This window comes from Pseudomonas sp. P20 (genome assembly GCF_016463925.1).
GTDB classification, from domain to species: domain Bacteria; phylum Pseudomonadota; class Gammaproteobacteria; order Pseudomonadales; family Pseudomonadaceae; genus Pseudomonas; species Pseudomonas aeruginosa.
Window position 1 is genome coordinate 22,727 of the sequence record NZ_JAEMVM010000002.1, and the last position, 16,278, is coordinate 39,004.

11 protein-coding genes are annotated in these 16,278 nt (G+C 68.5%); 2 read left to right on the forward strand and 9 right to left on the reverse strand.

Going from position 1 to position 16,278, the window contains the following annotated elements; all coding sequences use genetic code 11:
- Window positions 1–11: 11 nt before the first annotated feature.
- From cprS to JHD77_RS01150, 9 genes are all read right to left on the reverse strand, one after another.
- Entirely contained in the window at window positions 12–1,307 is a 1,296-nt protein-coding gene (cprS, locus tag JHD77_RS01110; RefSeq protein ID WP_003105000.1) for a cationic peptide sensor histidine kinase CprS, read from the reverse strand.
- Window positions 1,304–1,975, reverse strand: coding sequence for a cationic peptide response regulator transcription factor CprR (cprR, locus tag JHD77_RS01115; RefSeq protein ID WP_003091311.1), 672 nt, complete (start codon window positions 1,973–1,975; stop codon window positions 1,304–1,306). Before cprR ends, cprS begins: the two co-directional genes overlap by 4 nt.
- 61 nt (window positions 1,976–2,036) lie before the next feature.
- Window positions 2,037–3,116, reverse strand: a complete 1,080-nt coding sequence (locus JHD77_RS01120; protein WP_003105002.1) for an alpha/beta hydrolase fold domain-containing protein — start codon at window positions 3,114–3,116, stop codon at window positions 2,037–2,039.
- 53 nt (window positions 3,117–3,169) lie between these two features.
- Window positions 3,170–4,801, reverse strand: a complete 1,632-nt coding sequence (locus tag JHD77_RS01125; RefSeq protein ID WP_003113945.1) for a BatD family protein — start codon at window positions 4,799–4,801, stop codon at window positions 3,170–3,172.
- Window positions 4,798–6,558 (reverse strand): VWA domain-containing protein, encoded by a 1,761-nt coding sequence (locus JHD77_RS01130; protein ID WP_003119769.1) that lies wholly within the window; start codon window positions 6,556–6,558, stop codon window positions 4,798–4,800. The genes JHD77_RS01125 and JHD77_RS01130 overlap by 4 nt, the downstream gene beginning before the upstream one ends.
- Window positions 6,555–7,577: a vWA domain-containing protein gene (locus JHD77_RS01135; RefSeq protein ID WP_004350938.1), complete on the reverse strand. Its 1,023-nt coding sequence runs from the start codon at window positions 7,575–7,577 to the stop codon at window positions 6,555–6,557. The genes JHD77_RS01130 and JHD77_RS01135 overlap by 4 nt, the downstream gene beginning before the upstream one ends.
- Window positions 7,570–8,064: a DUF4381 domain-containing protein gene (locus JHD77_RS01140; RefSeq protein WP_003107434.1), complete on the reverse strand. Its 495-nt coding sequence runs from the start codon at window positions 8,062–8,064 to the stop codon at window positions 7,570–7,572. The genes JHD77_RS01135 and JHD77_RS01140 overlap by 8 nt, the downstream gene beginning before the upstream one ends.
- Window positions 8,061–8,999 carry a DUF58 domain-containing protein gene (locus JHD77_RS01145; protein WP_003091295.1) on the reverse strand — a complete coding sequence of 313 codons (939 nt, stop codon included), beginning with the start codon at window positions 8,997–8,999 and terminating at the stop codon, window positions 8,061–8,063. Before JHD77_RS01145 ends, JHD77_RS01140 begins: the two co-directional genes overlap by 4 nt.
- Window positions 9,000–9,009: 10 nt before the next feature.
- Window positions 9,010–9,990 carry an AAA family ATPase gene (locus JHD77_RS01150; protein WP_003103494.1) on the reverse strand — a complete coding sequence of 327 codons (981 nt, stop codon included), beginning with the start codon at window positions 9,988–9,990 and terminating at the stop codon, window positions 9,010–9,012.
- 339 nt (window positions 9,991–10,329) lie between these two features.
- On the opposite strand from JHD77_RS01150, the gene JHD77_RS01155 reads away from it, so the two are divergent.
- Window positions 10,330–11,100 carry a hypothetical protein gene (locus JHD77_RS01155; RefSeq protein ID WP_003091293.1) on the forward strand — a complete coding sequence of 257 codons (771 nt, stop codon included), beginning with the start codon at window positions 10,330–10,332 and terminating at the stop codon, window positions 11,098–11,100.
- A gap of 272 nt (window positions 11,101–11,372) precedes the next feature.
- Window positions 11,373–16,235 (forward strand): NAD-glutamate dehydrogenase GdhB, encoded by a 4,863-nt coding sequence (gene gdhB / locus JHD77_RS01160; protein ID WP_003103491.1) that lies wholly within the window; start codon window positions 11,373–11,375, stop codon window positions 16,233–16,235.
- Window positions 16,236–16,278: the final 43 nt, after the last annotated feature.

The window sequence follows — 16,278 nt, forward strand, 5'->3', positions numbered from 1 at the left end:
GCCGCCGCGCTTCAGTCCGGTGTGGCGGGGAACAGCAGCTCGCAGCGGAAGCGCTGCTCGTCGCTGCTGTAATGCAGGCGCCAGCCGCTCTTCTGGCACAGGCGCTGGACCAGGTCGAGGCCCAGGCCATAACCGAACGCCATCGACTCCTCCGTGCCCTGGGCCGCGCCGATGGGGTTGCTGATCAGCAGGCTGCGGTCGCGCACGACGATTTCCACCACGCCCTCGTCGCTGTACTGCAGGGCGTTGCGCAGCAGGTTGCCGATGATGATCCGTGCGCGGGTCTGCGGCAGGCTGTGTGGCTCCACGTCGAGGTGGAAGGTCAGGCCGCGGCGCTGGCTCAGCGCCTGCTGTTCCTCGAGCAGTTCCTCCAGCAGGCGGCCGACCTCGATGTGTCCGTCGTCGCGCAGTTCGCCGCTCTCGCGGCTGAGCCAGAGCAGGGTCTCGGTCATCTGCTGCATGCCCAGCGCCGAGCGGCGGATGCGTTGCAAGGCATGCGGGGAGGGCGCGCGGCCGGGTTGGTCGAGCAGCTCCAGGTTCATGCCGATCACCGCCAGCGGGGTGCGCAGCTCATGGCTGGCGTAGCGCAGGAAGCGTTCCTCGCGCTGGCTGAAGTCCTTGATCCGGGTCACGCTGTTCCACAGGGTATCCGCCAGCACGTTGAGTTCGCGGTAGTTGAAGCGCGGCCGCTGGCTGTCCGGGGCGAGGTCGTCGAGGGTCATCGACCAGCGCGTCAGCTTGCGCAACGGCGCGACGATGAACCAGACCAGCAGGCCGACGGCGGCCAGCGAAGGCAGGGTGACCGATAGGGTGACGATCCAGGTCTGCCTGACGCGGGCGTCGATGATGGCGTCGGACAGCGGCGTGTCGATGCTGCCGGCGGCGTCGTTGTCGTAGAGGTAGAGCGTCTTGCCGTCGGCCAGTGGCTGGCGGACCACCACGTAGGCATCGTCGCTGGGCGCGTCGTCATCCTCCTCTTCGTCATCGTCGTCCCAGTTGCCGAGCAGTTGCATGGCGCCGATGCTCTTGTAGGGCGGGGTGTCGAGCATCTCCCTGAGTTTCGGCGGCAGCCCCGCGGTGCCGACGCTGCCCTTGAAGTAGTAGCTGTCCGGCGCCGGCGTAGCCGGGTCTTCCTGGTAGCGCTGGGCGAAGTACAGCCCTTCCTCTTCCATCATCATGCTGAGCAGGTAGAGGGCGCCGGTCTCGCCGTAGTCGCCGAGCATGCGCGTGTAGACCAGCAACACCCCGGCGAGGATCAGGGTGACGCCGCCGCCGACGATGGGGATCAGGCTCAGGCCGCGTTTCATTTGCGCTCCAGCTGGAAGCCGACGCTGTGCAGGGTATGGATCAGAGGGGTGGCGAACCCCTTGTCGACGGTGCTGCGCAGGTGGTGCATGTGCACGTTGAGGGTGTTGCTTTCCGGCGGTTCGTCGCCCCAGACGCTGCGCCCCAGCTGCTCGCGGGTGACCAGCGCGGGGCTGGCGCGCATCAGGCACTCAAGGATCTTCCAGGCGGTGGGGGACAGCGCCAGGGGCGTGCCGCCGCGGCTGGCCTGGCGGCTGTCGAGGTCCATCACCAGGTCGTCGACCTGCAGGCGCTGGGCCTGGCCGCTGCGGCGCCGGCTGAGGGCTTGCAGGCGGACCAGCAGCTCCGGCAGTTCGAAGGGCTTGAGCAGGTAGTCGTCGGCGCCGGCGTCGAAGCCGTCGAGCTTGTCCTGCAGGGTATCCAGGGCGGTGAGCATGAGTACCGGGGTCTGCAGGCCGGCTTCGCGTAGCTGGCGACAGACCTGCCGGCCGTTGATGCGCGGCAGCATGATGTCCAGCAGGATCACGTCGTAGCGGTTGGCGCGCGCCAGGTTGAGGCCGGCCTGGCCGTCGCGGGCGTGATCGCAGACCACCCCGGCGGCCTCGAGGTAGTCGATGACGGTGCCGGCGAGATCGAAGTTGTCTTCGACGACGAGTACGTGGATATGCATGGTATCTGTTCGCATGACGGATGGGACGCTGTGCCTGGTTCGCCGCGGGCGTTGCCCGCGCCTACTTGAGCACCTTGATCGGCTTCACCGGGGTGCCGTCGCTCCACTGGCCCATGCCGGTCTGCTCCGGCGTAGCGCCCAGGGCGTACTGGCGGTTGCGGTTGTAGAACGCCGCGTCGGTGAGGCCATCGAACAGCTTCCAGGTGCCGTACCAGTCGAGGGCGTCGATCACCAGCGGGTCGTGGCCGGTATAGCGGCCTTCGGCCTGCTGGACTTCGAGGCGCTTCTCGACGCGGTCGAGCAACCAGTCGCTGTCTTCTTCCTTCGGATACTGCGGGCCGAATACCGGCGCGGTGGGTGCCGCGTGGTTGGCCAGCAGCGGCGGAGCGCCGTGGCGATCGCTGCGCAGCAGCAGGAGGTTCTTGTCGCTGGGCGGAATGTGCCGGCTCTGGCGGTAGATGCGCTTGGCGTCGGTGCAGGCCACGTGGCTGTCCTCGTCGCCGCAGACCGCCAGCAGCAGGGTGCCCTTGGCCAGCCCCGACAGGCGTTCCTGGGCCACGCCGTCCCAGCGCTTGCCCTGGCTCTTGCCGGGCTCGACCACCATCAGCGCCTTCGCCGCCGGCAGCTTCAGGCGTTCGCTGGCGGCCGCCAGGTTGGCGGCGAGCAGTCCGCCGGCGGAGTGGCCGAGGTAGGCGACCTGGTTCAGCCGCGGGCGCACCCCCAGCTCGCCGGCCTGCAGGCGCCTGAGGGCGTCGCCGAGGGCGCCGGCGGCATTGTCGAGGAAGTCTGCGTTGGGCGTCTTCAGGTCCGGCTGGTAGCGCGGGTAGACCACCACCATGCCGCGGCGGACGATATGGTCGATCCAGGCGCGGTAGAGGTCCGGCTGCATCACGCTCCAGCCGTGCAGGAAGATCACCAGCGGAGCGTTGCCGGGGACCGGTTGCTCGGGGGTGAACACCCAGTATTCGCGAGCGCCTTCGCCGAAGTGCCACTGATGCACGCTGGCATGGCGATAGTCCGCGCCGCCCGGCCCTTCGGCCGGCTGCGTCGGCGGCGTGGGCGCGGTCGGCGGTTCGGCGGCCGTCGCGGCGTGGCCCAGGAGCAGGCCGCACAGGACGAGGTACAGGGTACGGAAGCGCATGCGGGCCCTCTTGCGGAATCGGAATGTCGTGCCAGTCCTAACCATAGCGCCGTTCAGCGCGGATAGAGCGGTGGCAGGCCGCCATTGTCGACCGCTCCCGCCGGCGCTTGTTCCGTGGTGGGCAGGGCGCGGATCGCCCGCCACAGGTCCTCGCCCTGCCAGGAATGGCCGCTCTCGCTGTACAGCGCGCCGTTGAGGCCATCCAGGGCGTCGGACAGCGGTACGAAGCGGGCCGCCATGTCGGCCAGGGTATCGGGTTGCTGACGGGCCCAGGCGTCCAAGGCCTGGCGGGTCGCCTGGGGATCGTTGGCCAGGCAGGCGCGGCGCAGCTCGTCGAGCAGGCTGCGGCTGCTCGGGCCGTTGGCCGCGGCGCGGATCACCGCCGGCAGCTGGCGGGCGCGCCACCAGAGGCCGAAGCCGAGCAGGGTGGTCAGGGCCAGCACGGCGGTAGCCAGTTGCCAGGGCCAGAGCGTCGGCTCCAGGCGTTCGCCGAGCGGCAGCGCCGCCGCCGGCGGCTCCGCCTCGGCCTGCGGCGCGGCGGCCACTTCCAGGGTGCGCGGTGGCAGGCTGGTGCGCTCCAGGCGGTCTTCGCGGGTGTTCCACCAGACCACTTCGAGCGCCGGCAACTCGATGCGCCCGGCCTGCTCGGGCACCAGCGCCTCGCGCTCCTCGCGACTGCCGATGAGGCCCTGGTCGGTGCTCTGGTCGGCCAGCTGCGGTTGGTCCGGGTAGCGCCGCAGGCCTTGCACGTCGGGCAGCGGCAACGGCGGAAGCTGGGTGCCGGAAAGCCCCTCGACCTTCAGCAGCACGTTGCGCGTCAGCGATTCGCCGACCTGTGCCTGCTCCGGCTGCGGGCTCCAGCTTTCGCTGATGCTCAGCGCGCGGGCCGGCATCCAGGGCGCGTCGGCCGGATAGTCGGCGGGCTTGGGCCGGACCTGCAGCGGGATGCTCGGCGAAGTCACCCGCATCTGCCGGCCGGGGCGCGGGCCGAAGGGGTTGTAGTCGTCGCTGCCACGGTCGACCAGGGTCGCACTGAAGGCTTGCGCAGGAATCTCCAGGGTGCCGCTCTTCTGCGGGAAGATCGCGTAGCGCACCTCGATCACGCCGTGGCGGATGCCGTTGATCTCCTTCTCGTAGGTGCGCGCCTCGCCGAGCTGTTCGACCTTCGCGTCGTTCATCGCCAGCGGGGTCAGGCTGCTGTCGTCGTATAGCGACACCGAGTGGTAGATGCGCAGGGTGAGGATCGCCTGGGCCTGCACGTAGACTGTCTCCTGGTCGACGCTGGCATCGATGAAGACCGGCGCCAGCTTGCTGCTCTTGGCGCGGTCGCGCGCCTCCAGTACGTGCAGCCTGATCGGCTGGGTGCTGCTGGCGCCGAGGCTGATCGGCGGGATCGCCACGTAGCCGCTCTGCTTCGGCAGGAGGGTGACGATCCAGCGGGTGGTGGCCTGGGCCCGGCCGTTCTGCGTGGCGAGACGGTTGACCTGGCGCGTGCCGAGGACCTCGAAGAGGGCGTCCAGCGGGCTCAGGTCGGGTTTGCCGAAGAGGGTCGGGTCGTCCGATTCCAGCGTCAGTTCGACGCTTTCCCCTTCGGTCAGGCGGGCGCGGTCGACGCTGGCGCTGAAGCTGGCATGGGCGGAAACGCAGAGGAGCGCGAGAAGCAGGCTGCAGAACAGGCGGATCATGGCGTGGCTTCCTGGCGTTGCTGCTGTTGGTACCAGAACTTGCGCCGCAGCAATTCGGCGGGATCGTCGGGAATCTGTCGCAGCCATTGCTCGAGGGCCTGGCGACGTTCGTCGTCGAGTCCGTCGTCGGCTTCCTCGTCGCCCGTCCGCTCGTCCTCGGCGTTGGGCTGCGGCTGCGCTTGGCCGGGTGCTCCGGCGGTCTTCTCGCCTTCGTCTTCCGGCAGGCTGGTCGAGGGCGCCGCGGCCTGGGCCTTCTGCGCATCGACGGTCGCCGCGTCGCGCGGCGGCCGCTGGCTGCTTCCGGATGGCGGGCTCTGCTGGCTCGCTTCCTGGCGCTGTTCCTTGTTCTCGCCGGCCTGCTGCTGCGCCGCCTGTTCCTGGCGTTGGCGCAGCAGTTCCTCGACCAGGGCCTTGTTGCGTTGCGCGGCGACCAGTTGCGGCTGGCGCTCCAGGGCTTGTTCGTAGGCGTCGACGGCGGCTTCCAGTTCGCCCTGGCGGGCCAGGGCGTTGCCACGGTTGTAGTGATCGTCGGCCTGGTCGCCTTGGGCGAAGGCCTGGGCCGCGGCGGCGTAGTCGCGGGCCTGGTAGAGCGACAGGCCTTTCCAGCGGAAGTCCTCGAAGCGCTTCGCCGCCTCGTCCGCCTGGCCCCGTTGCAACAGGCGCTGGCCTTGCTGGTCCGGACGCAGCCAGAGGTCTTCGAACTGGAAGGCCATGGCCGGTTGCGGCAGGCTCAGCATCAACAGCGGCAGGCAGAACAGCCAGCCGCGCCGTCCGGCACAGGCGGCCAGCAGGAGCAGCGGCAGGAGCAGCCAGTAACCCTGGTCGGCCCAGCGCTGCAGGCGCAGCAGGGCGTTCTCGCGATCTTCCTCCAGCGTGCCGCCGCGGGCCAGCAGGCCGAGGCTGTCGAGGTCGCGGTCGTTCGGCCGCAGGCGCTGGTAGCCGGCGCCGATCTCCGCGGCGAAGCGGCGCAGCCCGCTTTCGTCGAGCCTGGGCAGGAGGATGCCGCCCTGGTCGTCCTTGAGGAAGCTGCCATCCTCCTGCTGCACCGGAGCGCCCTTCGGCGTGCCGACGCCGAGCACGGCGAGGCGCGCCGCCCGGTGCTCAAGGGCGCTGCGGATGCCCTGGCGCTCGGGTTCGCTCAGCTCGCTGGTCAGCAGCAGCAGGCGGCCGCGGCCCTGGGCGCCCTGTTCCAGCAGGTCGAGGGCCTGGCGCACGGCGAGGTCGGCGCGCTGGCCGGGCTCGGGCATGATCGAAGGTTTCAGGGCGTCGAGCAGGTTGCGCGCGGTGAGCTGGTCGTCCGACAGCGGCACCAGGGTATGCGCGCTGCCGGCGTAGACGACGATCGCGGTCTGCGCGTCGTTGCGCGTGCGAAGCAGGTCGAGCAGCTTGCGCCGGGCCTGCTCCAGGCGGGTCGGCGACAGGTCGCCGGCAAGCATCCCGGGAGTCAGCTGGAGGATCGCCACCAGCGGGTCGCTACGCTTCATCGAGGGCTGTTCCAGTTGCTGCCAACTGGGCCCGAGCAAGGCCAGCAGGGCCAGCAGCCAGGCGATGCCGAGGCAGATCCAGGGCATGCGGTTCTGCCGCCCGGCGCCGCCGACCAGCAGCCAGGGCTGGAAGGCCGTCGGCAACAGCAACTGCCAGCGTCCGGCACGACGCTGGCGATGCAGCAGCTTCCACAGCAACCAGCCAAGCAGCGGCGCCAGCAGCAGCCAGTAGGGGCGCAGCCAGTGCGGCCAGGCGTCCAGCAACAGGTTCATGGTTGCCTCCCGGAACGGCGGCGCGGCCAGGTCCGGTTTTCCCGTGGCCAGAGTTCCAGCGCCACCAGCAGCACACTCAGGCCGAGGGCGGCGGCCAGCGGCCAACTGTACAGCGCCAGGGCCGGGCGCGCCCGGGTAGTCTGCTGGGCGACCGGTTCGAGGCGGTCGAGGGTCGCGGAAATGCTTTCCAGCTCGGCGCTGGATCGCGCGCGGAAGTATTCGCCGCCAGTGCTCTCGGCGATACCGCGCAGGGTCGGCTCGTCGAGATCGAGCCCCGGGTTGAAGCCGAACAGGCCGGGCACGCCGCCTTGCTGCGGGTCGGCGCCGATGCCGATGGTGTAGATCTTCACCTGTTGCTCGGCGGCCAGTTGCGCGGCGATCTGCGGGGCTATCTGTCCGCCGGTGTTGGCGCCGTCGGTGATCAGCACCAGCACCCGGCTTTCCGCAGGCCGCTGGCGCAGGCGCTTGACCGCCAGGCCGATGGCGTCGCCGATCGCCGTGTTCTTGCCGGCGATGCCGATCTGCGCCTCGTCCAGCCAGACCCGCACGGTGTGCCGGTCGAAGGTCAGCGGCGCCTGCAGGTAGGCCTGGCTGCCGAACAGGATCAGGCCGACGCGGTCGCCACGACGGTCTTCGATGAAGTCGCCGAAGAGTTTCTTGATCAGTTCCAGGCGGCTGATCTCGTCGTCCTGCCAGCGCATGTCGCGGTAGTCCATGGAACCGGAGACATCCACCGCGAGCAGCAGGTCGCGGCCGCTGGCGGGTAGCGGCAGGGGGTCGCCGACCCACTGCGGGCGGGCCGCGGCGAGCAGCAGGAGGAACCAGAGCAGGGCGAAGCGCACCTGCTGCCGCCAGGCCGGCAGGCGTGCGCGGGCACGACGTCCGGCGAGGCTTTCGAGTTCGTCGAGGAAGCTCACCTTGAGCGCCGCCTCGCCGCTGTCGGCGGCCGGCAGCACCAGACGCAGCAGCCAGGGCAACGGGGCGAGGGCGAAGACCCAGGGCCAGGCGAACTCAAACATGCTTGCGAATCCAGGTGGCGACGGCGGCGTCGAGGCCGTCCACGGCCTTGTCGTCGAGGGTGCAGTCGGCGCGGTAGCCGCCTTCCACCAGGATCATCCAGCGGGTCAGGCCGGCGGCCGGGCAACGGTTGTCGAGGAACGCCAGCCAGGCGCGGCCGCTGAGGGCGTGGCTGCCGCTATCTGGCCAGCGCGCCCTGCAGACCCGCTTGAGCAGGCCGTTGATGGCTTGCAGCCAGGGTCCGGCGGAAGCCCTGCCGTAGGGCTTGGCAAGCGCCGCCAGTTCGGCCAGGGCCGCTTCGCGCAGCGGATCCAGCGGCGCTTCGCCGCGGGTGGCGATGGTGCGCCGCGGCAGGTGCCGGCGCAGTCGCCAGAGCCCCCAGCCGAGCAACGGCAGCAGGGCGGCCAGCAACCACCAGCCGGGCGCCGGCGGCCACCAGCCGACGGGCGGGGGGGCGATCAGCGGTTCCAGCCGGTCGAGCGGGTTCATGCGCGATACCCCGGCTGGTGTTGTTCCAGCAGGTCCCGCAACTGCTCCACCAGGTCTTCCTGGGTCGACAGCGGCAGCAGCGGCACGCCCAGTCGCTGGGCCAGCCGCTGCCAGCGCGCGCGGCGCGCCTCGGCCAGTTCGCGATAGGCCTGGCGCAGCTCGTCGGCGTGGGTGTCCAGCTCGAGGTCGGCGGCGCCTTCGCGGAAGCGCAGCAGTCCGGCGGCGGGAAGGGCATGGTCGAGCGGGTCGGACAGCGGCAGCAGCACCAGGTCGGTATGGCGTGCGATCAGGCTGAGTTGCTGCTCGGCGACGTCATTGAGGGTGCGCTCGTCGCACAGCACCAGGATCAGGCTGCCCGGGCGCAGCACTTCGCGGGCGCGGCGCAGGGCCAGGCCGAACAGTTCGCCAGGCCGCTCGGCCGGCGTCTCGCGCAGCTCGCGATTGGCCCGCAATAGCTGGTTGAACAGTTGCAGCAGGCTGTGCTTGCTGCGTCGCGGCTTGATTTCGTGGCAGTCGCGGTCGCTGAATACCAGGCCGCCGATACGGTCGTTGTGGGCCAGCGCCGACCAGCCGATGAAGGCCGCCGCGCGTGCCGCCAGCACCGCCTTGAAGCACAGGCCGGAGCCGAAGAACAGGCGCTGGCTCTGTTCGACCAGGACGAACACCGGTCGCTCGCGTTCCTCGTGGAACAGCTTGGTGTGCGGCTCGCGGGTGCGCGCGGTGACGCGCCAGTCGATGGTCCGTACGTCGTCGCCGGGCTGGTAGATGCGCACCTGGTCGAAGTCCACGCCGCGTCCGCGCAGGCGCGAGTGATGCAGGCCGACCAGTGGGCTGCGGCGGTTCTGCGAGGAGAACAGGCGCGCTTCGTGGAGCCGGTGGCGCATTTCCAGAAGCTCGTCGAGGCCCAGTTCGACGCCCGGGGCGGCGCTCAGCATGGCGGCGGCCTCAGGCCACGGCGACCACGTCGAGGATGCGCTGCACGACCCGGTCCTGGTCGATGCCGGCGGCTTCCGCCTCGAAGGTCAGGATCAGGCGATGGCGCAGCACGTCGAACAGCACCGCCTGGATGTCCTCGGGGCTGACGAAGTCGCGTCCGGCCAGCCAGGCGTGGGCGCGCGCGCAGCGGTCGAGGGCGATGGAGCCGCGCGGGCTGGCGCCGTAGGAGATCCATTCGGCGAGTTCCGCGTCGTGCTTGGCCGGGGTGCGGGTGGCCATGATCAGTTGCACCAGGTATTCCTCCACCGCGTCGGCCATGTACAGGCCGAGGATTTCCTGGCGCGCGGCGAAGATGGTTTCCTGGGTCACCCGGCGCTCCGGCCGGGCCTCGCCGTTCAGTGCCTCGCCACGCGCCTGCTGGAGGATGCGGCGTTCCACCGAGGCCTCCGGGTAGCCGATCTTGACGTGCATGAGGAAGCGGTCGAGCTGGGCTTCCGGCAACGGGTAGGTACCTTCCTGCTCGATCGGGTTCTGTGTCGCCATCACCAGGAACAGCTGTGGCAGGTCGTAGGTGCTGCGGCCGACCGAAACCTGGCGCTCGGCCATGGCTTCGAGCAGCGCCGACTGCACCTTGGCCGGGGCGCGGTTGATCTCGTCGGCCAGCACCAGGTGATGGAAGATCGGGCCTTGCTGGAACACGAAGGTGCCGGTCTCCGGACGGTAGATCTCGGTGCCGGTGATGTCGGCGGGGAGCAGGTCGGGAGTGAACTGGATACGGTGGAACTCGGCTTCGAGGCCTTCGGCGAGGTCCTTGATGGCCTTGGTCTTGGCCAGTCCCGGCGCGCCTTCCACCAGCAGGTGGCCGTCGGCTAGCAGCGCGATCAGCAGGCGGTCGACGAGTTTTTCCTGGCCGAGGATCTGGCTCGACAGGTAGCCCTTCAGTCCCTGCAGGGCGCTCTTGTGCTGCGTGCTTTCTGGCTCGTTGCTCATTGTCTGGACTACCGGTTCCAAGGCCTGCTGGGGTGTCGCTCGGTGGCGCACGGCGAGGCCGGCGCGCGCGGGCGGGGAGAAGGCTCCGCTCTGCGGCGGATGACGCCCCCCGATCCCGCACATGTTAGCGCACGGCGACTGCCTAGCGTACTCTCCGACGCTCGTGCCGCGCCTATTCGTGAACCCGCGCGGGTATGCCGGTGAAAAGCCTCCGCCTCTCGCCGTGACCTGCCTCGCGAAGCGCGGCGGATCGACGCGCCCGGGGAACTTCGCCGGCTCAGGCGGGTCGGTTTCCGCGATGCGAACAGCGAATGGACAGAGCGTTTGTCAGGAGCGACATTGCCGGGGCTTGCCCGGCGCAAGGGGGAGGGCCGCGCCCGGCGTGGGTGGCGGCGCTGGGTCGGTGGGCTGCTGTTGCTGCTCGGCGCGCTCGCCAGCGGATGTTCGAACGCGCCGCGCAACGCCGCCGGCGAGGACACCAGCCAGGGTTCGATGCGCGCTGGCGAATTCCTCCAGACCGATGCCGATCGCATGGCCACCCTGGCCATGCGCGACAACCTGCAAAGCCTCTACCAGTTGCTCTGGAAGCTGTACAAGCGCAATCCCGCCGAATGGAAGAAGACCGGCCTGCCGAGCCAGGCCGACGCCGAGCTGGCGATCCGCCGGGCCATCGAGCAGAACCGCGAACTCAGCGACCTGGGCGGCCGCCGCGACATCGCCGCACTGTCCTACTCCCTCGATCCGGCGTTCAAGGGCGACCGCGTCGGTGCCTTCATATACTCCCTGGCCAGCATGCTGATCACCGCCCATGGCGGGCGCACCGAGTTCTACGTCTACCAGGGGATCGACGCGCAGTACGTCTACAACGCCGCGCGCAACGTCGAGGTCGCCACCTGGATGCTGGCTACCCGCAAGGACGACAAGGGTGCCCCGTTGCTGCTTTCCAACGCCCTCACCGACGACGCCAGCAACCTCAGCTACGCCCGCGAGTTCGCCAAGATCGTCGCGCGCCTGGACCTGCTCGCCGAGGTGCTCGGCGAACGCTACCGGCGGATCAGCGTGAACTACGCCCAGGGACTGCTGTTCATGCATTTCCTGCCGGTGCAGTGAGCCGATGCTCCCGGGGTGAACGAATATGTCGCAGCACGGTAAGTGTTTTGCCTTGCCGGCTCGTTAAGCTCTGTCGGATATGACCGGCGGGTCGCTCGCCGAAAAGGGCGGTTCCCGGTCAGCCTTTGCTGTGCGCCTGCCTGCCTGGATTAATGCTCAGCTTCTGCTGAACTTCATGGACGCAGCGAGGGTCGGTCCGAAGGTGCGTTGCTCGCGACCTTTCCCGCGAACCGCTCGCCTCCATGAAATAACAAGCCAAGCGGAGTACAACCATGGCGTTCTTCACCGCGGCCAGCAAAGCCGATTTCCAGCATCAACTGCAGACGGCACTGGCGCAGCACCTCGGCGACAAGGCGTTACCACAAGTCACGCTGTTCGCCGAACAGTTCTTCAGCCTGATCTCCCTCGATGAACTGACCCAGCGTCGGCTTTCCGACCTGGTCGGTTGCACCCTTTCCGCCTGGCGCCTGCTGGAGCGCTTCGACCGCGACCAGCCCGAAGTCCGCGTATACAACCCCGACTACGAGAAGCACGGCTGGCAATCCACCCACACCGCGGTGGAAGTGCTGCACCCGGACCTGCCGTTCCTGGTCGACTCGGTGCGCATGGAACTGAACCGCCGCGGCTACAGCATCCATACCCTGCAGACCAACGTCCTCAGCGTGCGCCGCTCGGCCAAGGGCGAGCTGAAGGAAATCCTGCCCAAGGGTAGCCAGGGCAAGGACGTCAGCCAGGAATCGCTGATGTACCTGGAGATCGACCGTTGCGCCCACGCCGGCGAACTGCGGGCGCTGGAGAAGGCCATCCTGGAAGTGCTCGGTGAAGTACGCGTGACCGTCGCCGACTTCGAACCGATGAAGGCCAAGGCCCGCGAACTGCTGACCTGGCTTGGCAAGGCCAAGCTGAAGGTGCCGGCGGAGGAACTGAAGGAAGTACGCAGCTATCTCGAATGGCTGCTGGACAACCACTTCACCTTCCTCGGCTACGAGGAATTCAGCGTCGCCGACGAGGCCGACGGCGGGCGCATGGTCTACGACGAGAAATCCTTCCTCGGCCTGACCCGTCTGCTGCGTGCCGGCCTGAGCAAGGATGACCTGCACATCGAGGACTATGCCGTCGCCTACCTGCGCGAACCGGTCCTGCTGTCCTTCGCCAAGGCTGCCCATCCGAGCCGTGTGCACCGCCCGGCCTACCCGGACTACGTGTCGATCCGCGAGCTGGACGGCAAGGGCCGGGTGATCCGCGAGTGCCGCTTCATGGGCCTGTTCACCTCCTCGGTGTACAACGAGAGCGTCAACGACATCCCCTTCATCCGCGGCAAGGTCGCCGAAGTGATGCGGCGCTCCGGTTTCGACACCAAGGCCCACCTCGGCAAGGAACTGGCCCAGGTGCTGGAAGTACTGCCGCGCGACGACCTGTTCCAGACCCCGGTGGACGAGCTGTTCAGCACCGCCCTGGCGATCGTCCGCATCCAGGAGCGCAACAAGATCCGCGTGTTCCTGCGCAAGGACCCCTACGGTCGCTTCTGCTACTGCCTGGCCTACGTGCCGCGCGACGTGTATTCCACCGAGACGCGCCTGAAGATCCAGCAGGTCCTGATGGAGCGCCTGCAGGCCAGCGACTGCGAGTTCTGGACCTTCTTCTCCGAGTCGGTGCTGGCCCGCGTGCAGTTCATCCTCCGCGTCGACCCGAAGTCGCGCATCGACATCGACCCGGCGCGCCTGGAGGAAGAAGTGATCCAGGCCTGCCGTTCCTGGCAGGACGACTACAGCAGCCTGGTGGTGGAAAACCTCGGCGAGGCCAAGGGCACCAACGTCCTGGCTGACTTCCCGAAAGGCTTCCCGGCCGGCTACCGCGAGCGCTTCGCCCCGCACTTCGCGGTGGTCGACCTGCAGCACCTGCTCAGCCTCTCCGAGCAGCGCCCGCTGGTGATGAGCTTCTACCAGCCGCTGGCGCAGGGCGAGCAGCAACTGCACTGCAAGCTGTACCACGCCGACACCCCGCTGGCCCTGTCCGACGTCCTGCCGATCCTGGAGAACCTCGGCCTGCGCGTGCTCGGCGAATTCCCCTACCGCCTGCGCCACCAGAACGGCCGCGAATACTGGATCCACGACTTCGCCTTCACCTACGCCGAAGGGCTGGACGTGGACATCCAGCAGCTCAACGAGATCCTCCAGGACGCCTTCGTCCACATCGTCAGCGGCGACGCCGAGAACGACGCCTTCAACCGCCTGGTGCTGACCGCCAACCTGCCGTGGCGCGACGTCGCCCTGCTGCGTGCCTACGCGCGTTACCTGAAGCAGATCCGCCTGGGCTTCGACCTCGGCTACATCGCCAGTGCGCTGAATGCCCACACCGACATCGCCCGCGAGCTGGTGCGGCTGTTCAAGACCCGCTTCTACCTGGCGCGCAAACTCACCGCGGAAGACCTGGAAGACAAGCAACAGAAGCTGGAGCAGGCGATCCTCGGTGCCCTCGACGAAGTCCAGGTGCTCAACGAGGACCGCATCCTGCGGCGCTACCTCGACCTGATCAAGGCGACCCTGCGGACCAACTTCTACCAGCCCGACGGCAACGGCCAGAACAAGAGCTACTTCAGCTTCAAGTTCAACCCGAAGGCCATTCCGGAGCTGCCCAGGCCGGTGCCCAAGTACGAGATCTTCGTCTACTCGCCGCGCGTCGAGGGCGTGCACCTGCGCGGCGGCAAGGTGGCTCGCGGCGGCTTGCGCTGGTCGGACCGCGAGGAAGACTTCCGCACCGAGGTGCTCGGCCTGGTCAAGGCCCAGCAGGTGAAGAACGCGGTGATCGTGCCGGTCGGCGCCAAGGGCGGCTTCGTCCCGCGCCGCCTGCCGCTTGGCGGTAGCCGCGACGAGATCCAGGCCGAGGCGATCGCCTGCTACCGGATCTTCATTTCCGGCCTGCTCGATATCACCGACAACCTCAAGGAAGGCGAAGTGGTGCCGCCGGCCAACGTGGTCCGCCACGACGAGGACGATCCCTACCTGGTGGTCGCCGCGGACAAGGGCACGGCGACCTTCTCCGACATCGCCAACGGCATCGCCGCCGAGTACGGCTTCTGGCTCGGCGACGCCTTCGCCTCGGGCGGCTCCGCCGGCTACGACCACAAGGGCATGGGGATTACCGCCAAGGGCGCCTGGGTCAGCGTGCAACGGCACTTCCGCGAGCGCGGCATCGACGTGCAGAAGGACAACATCAGCGTCATCGGCATCGGCGACATGGCCGGCGACGTGTTCGGCAACGGCCTGCTGATGTCGGACAAGCTGCAACTGGTGGCCGCCTTCAACCACATGCATATCTTCATCGACCCGAACCCGGACGCCGCCAGCAGCTTCGTCGAGCGCCAGCGCCTGTTCAACCTGCCGCGTTCGAGCTGGGCCGACTACGACGCCAAGCTGATCTCCGCCGGCGGCGGGATCTTCCTGCGCAGCGCCAAGAGCATCGCCATCACCCCGGAAATGAAGGCGCGCTTCGACATCCAGGCCGACAGGCTGGCGCCCACCGAGCTGATCCATGCGCTGCTCAAGGCGCCGGTCGACCTGCTCTGGAACGGCGGGATCGGCACCTACGTGAAGTCGAGCAAGGAAACCCACGCCGATGTCGGCGACAAGGCCAACGACGGTCTGCGCGTCGACGGCCGCGAGCTGCGCGCGAAGGTGGTGGGCGAGGGCGGCAACCTGGGCATGACCCAACTGGCGCGGGTCGAGTTCGGCCTGCACGGCGGTGCCAACAACACCGACTTCATCGACAACGCCGGTGGCGTGGACTGCTCCGACCATGAGGTCAACATCAAGATCCTGCTCAACGAAGTGGTGCAGGCCGGCGACATGACCGAGAAGCAGCGCAACGCGCTGCTGGTGAAGATGACCGACGCGGTCGGCGCCCTGGTGCTGGGCAACAACTACAAGCAGACCCAGGCGCTGTCCCTGGCGCAACGTCGCGCCCGCGAGCGGATCGCCGAGTACAAGCGGCTGATGGGCGACCTCGAGGCGCGTGGCAAGCTCGATCGCGCCCTGGAGTTCCTGCCTTCCGACGAGGAGCTGGCGGAACGCATCAGTGCCGGCCAGGGGCTGACCCGCGCCGAGCTGTCGGTGCTGATCTCCTACAGCAAGATCGACCTCAAGGAATCGCTGCTGAAATCGCTGGTGCCGGACGACGACTACCTGACCCGCGACATGGAGACCGCCTTCCCGGCATTGCTGGCGGAGAAGTTCGGCGACGCCATGCGCCGCCATCGCCTGAAGCGCGAGATCGTCAGCACGCAGATCGCCAACGACCTGGTCAACCACATGGGCATCACCTTCGTGCAGCGCCTGAAGGAGTCCACCGGCATGAGCGCGGCCAACGTCGCCGGGGCCTACGTGATCGTCCGCGACGTGTTCCACCTGCCGCACTGGTTCCGCCAGATCGAGAACCTCGACTACCAGGTGCCCGCTGATATCCAGCTGACCCTGATGGACGAACTGATGCGTCTCGGTCGCCGCGCCACCCGCTGGTTCCTCCGCAGCCGCCGCAACGAGCTGGACGCGGCGCGCGACGTGGCCCACTTCGGCCCGCGCATCGCCGCCCTCGGCCTGAAGCTCAACGAGCTGCTCGAAGGGCCGACCCGCGAGCTGTGGCAGGCGCGCTACCAGACCTACGTCGACGCCGGCGTGCCGGAACTGCTGGCACGCATGGTGGCCGGTACCAGCCACTTGTACACGCTGCTGCCGATCATCGAGGCGTCCGACGTGACCGGCCAGGACACCGCGGAAGTGGCCAAGGCCTATTTCGCCGTGGGCAGCGCGCTGGACCTGACCTGGTACCTGCAACAGATCACCAACCTGCCGGTGGAGAACAACTGGCAGGCGCTGGCCCGCGAGGCGTTCCGCGACGACCTCGACTGGCAGCAGCGGGCGATCACCGTCTCGGTGTTGCAGATGCAGGACGGACCGAAGGAGGTCGAGGCTCGCGTCGGCCTGTGGCTGGAACAGCACCTGCCGCTGGTCGAGCGCTGGCGGGCGATGCTGGTCGAACTGCGTGCCGCGTCGGGTACCGACTACGCCATGTACGCCGTGGCCAACCGCGAGCTGATGGACCTGGCGCAGAGCAGCCAGCACGGTGTCTGCATCCCCTGATGCGACCGGACTGACGGCAAGCAAGAGCCCCGCCCTAGTGCGG

What these genes read in the sequence shown, in the direction of transcription:
- JHD77_RS01140 (WP_003107434.1), bottom strand. Translation starts at nt 8,064, where the DNA reads ATGAACCCGCTCGACCGGCTGGAACCGCTGATCGCCCCCCCGCCCGTC.
- JHD77_RS01145 (WP_003091295.1), bottom strand. Translation starts at nt 8,999, where the DNA reads ATGCTGAGCGCCGCCCCGGGCGTCGAACTGGGCCTCGACGAGCTTCTG.
- JHD77_RS01150 (WP_003103494.1), bottom strand. Translation starts at nt 9,990, where the DNA reads ATGAGCAACGAGCCAGAAAGCACGCAGCACAAGAGCGCCCTGCAGGGA.
- JHD77_RS01130 (WP_003119769.1), bottom strand. Translation starts at nt 6,558, where the DNA reads ATGAACCTGTTGCTGGACGCCTGGCCGCACTGGCTGCGCCCCTACTGG.
- JHD77_RS01135 (WP_004350938.1), bottom strand. Translation starts at nt 7,577, where the DNA reads ATGTTTGAGTTCGCCTGGCCCTGGGTCTTCGCCCTCGCCCCGTTGCCC.
- cprS (WP_003105000.1), bottom strand. Translation starts at nt 1,307, where the DNA reads ATGAAACGCGGCCTGAGCCTGATCCCCATCGTCGGCGGCGGCGTCACC.
- JHD77_RS01120 (WP_003105002.1), bottom strand. Translation starts at nt 3,116, where the DNA reads ATGCGCTTCCGTACCCTGTACCTCGTCCTGTGCGGCCTGCTCCTGGGC.
- gdhB (WP_003103491.1), top strand. Translation starts at nt 11,373, where the DNA reads ATGGCGTTCTTCACCGCGGCCAGCAAAGCCGATTTCCAGCATCAACTG.
- cprR (WP_003091311.1), bottom strand. Translation starts at nt 1,975, where the DNA reads ATGCATATCCACGTACTCGTCGTCGAAGACAACTTCGATCTCGCCGGC.
- JHD77_RS01125 (WP_003113945.1), bottom strand. Translation starts at nt 4,801, where the DNA reads ATGATCCGCCTGTTCTGCAGCCTGCTTCTCGCGCTCCTCTGCGTTTCC.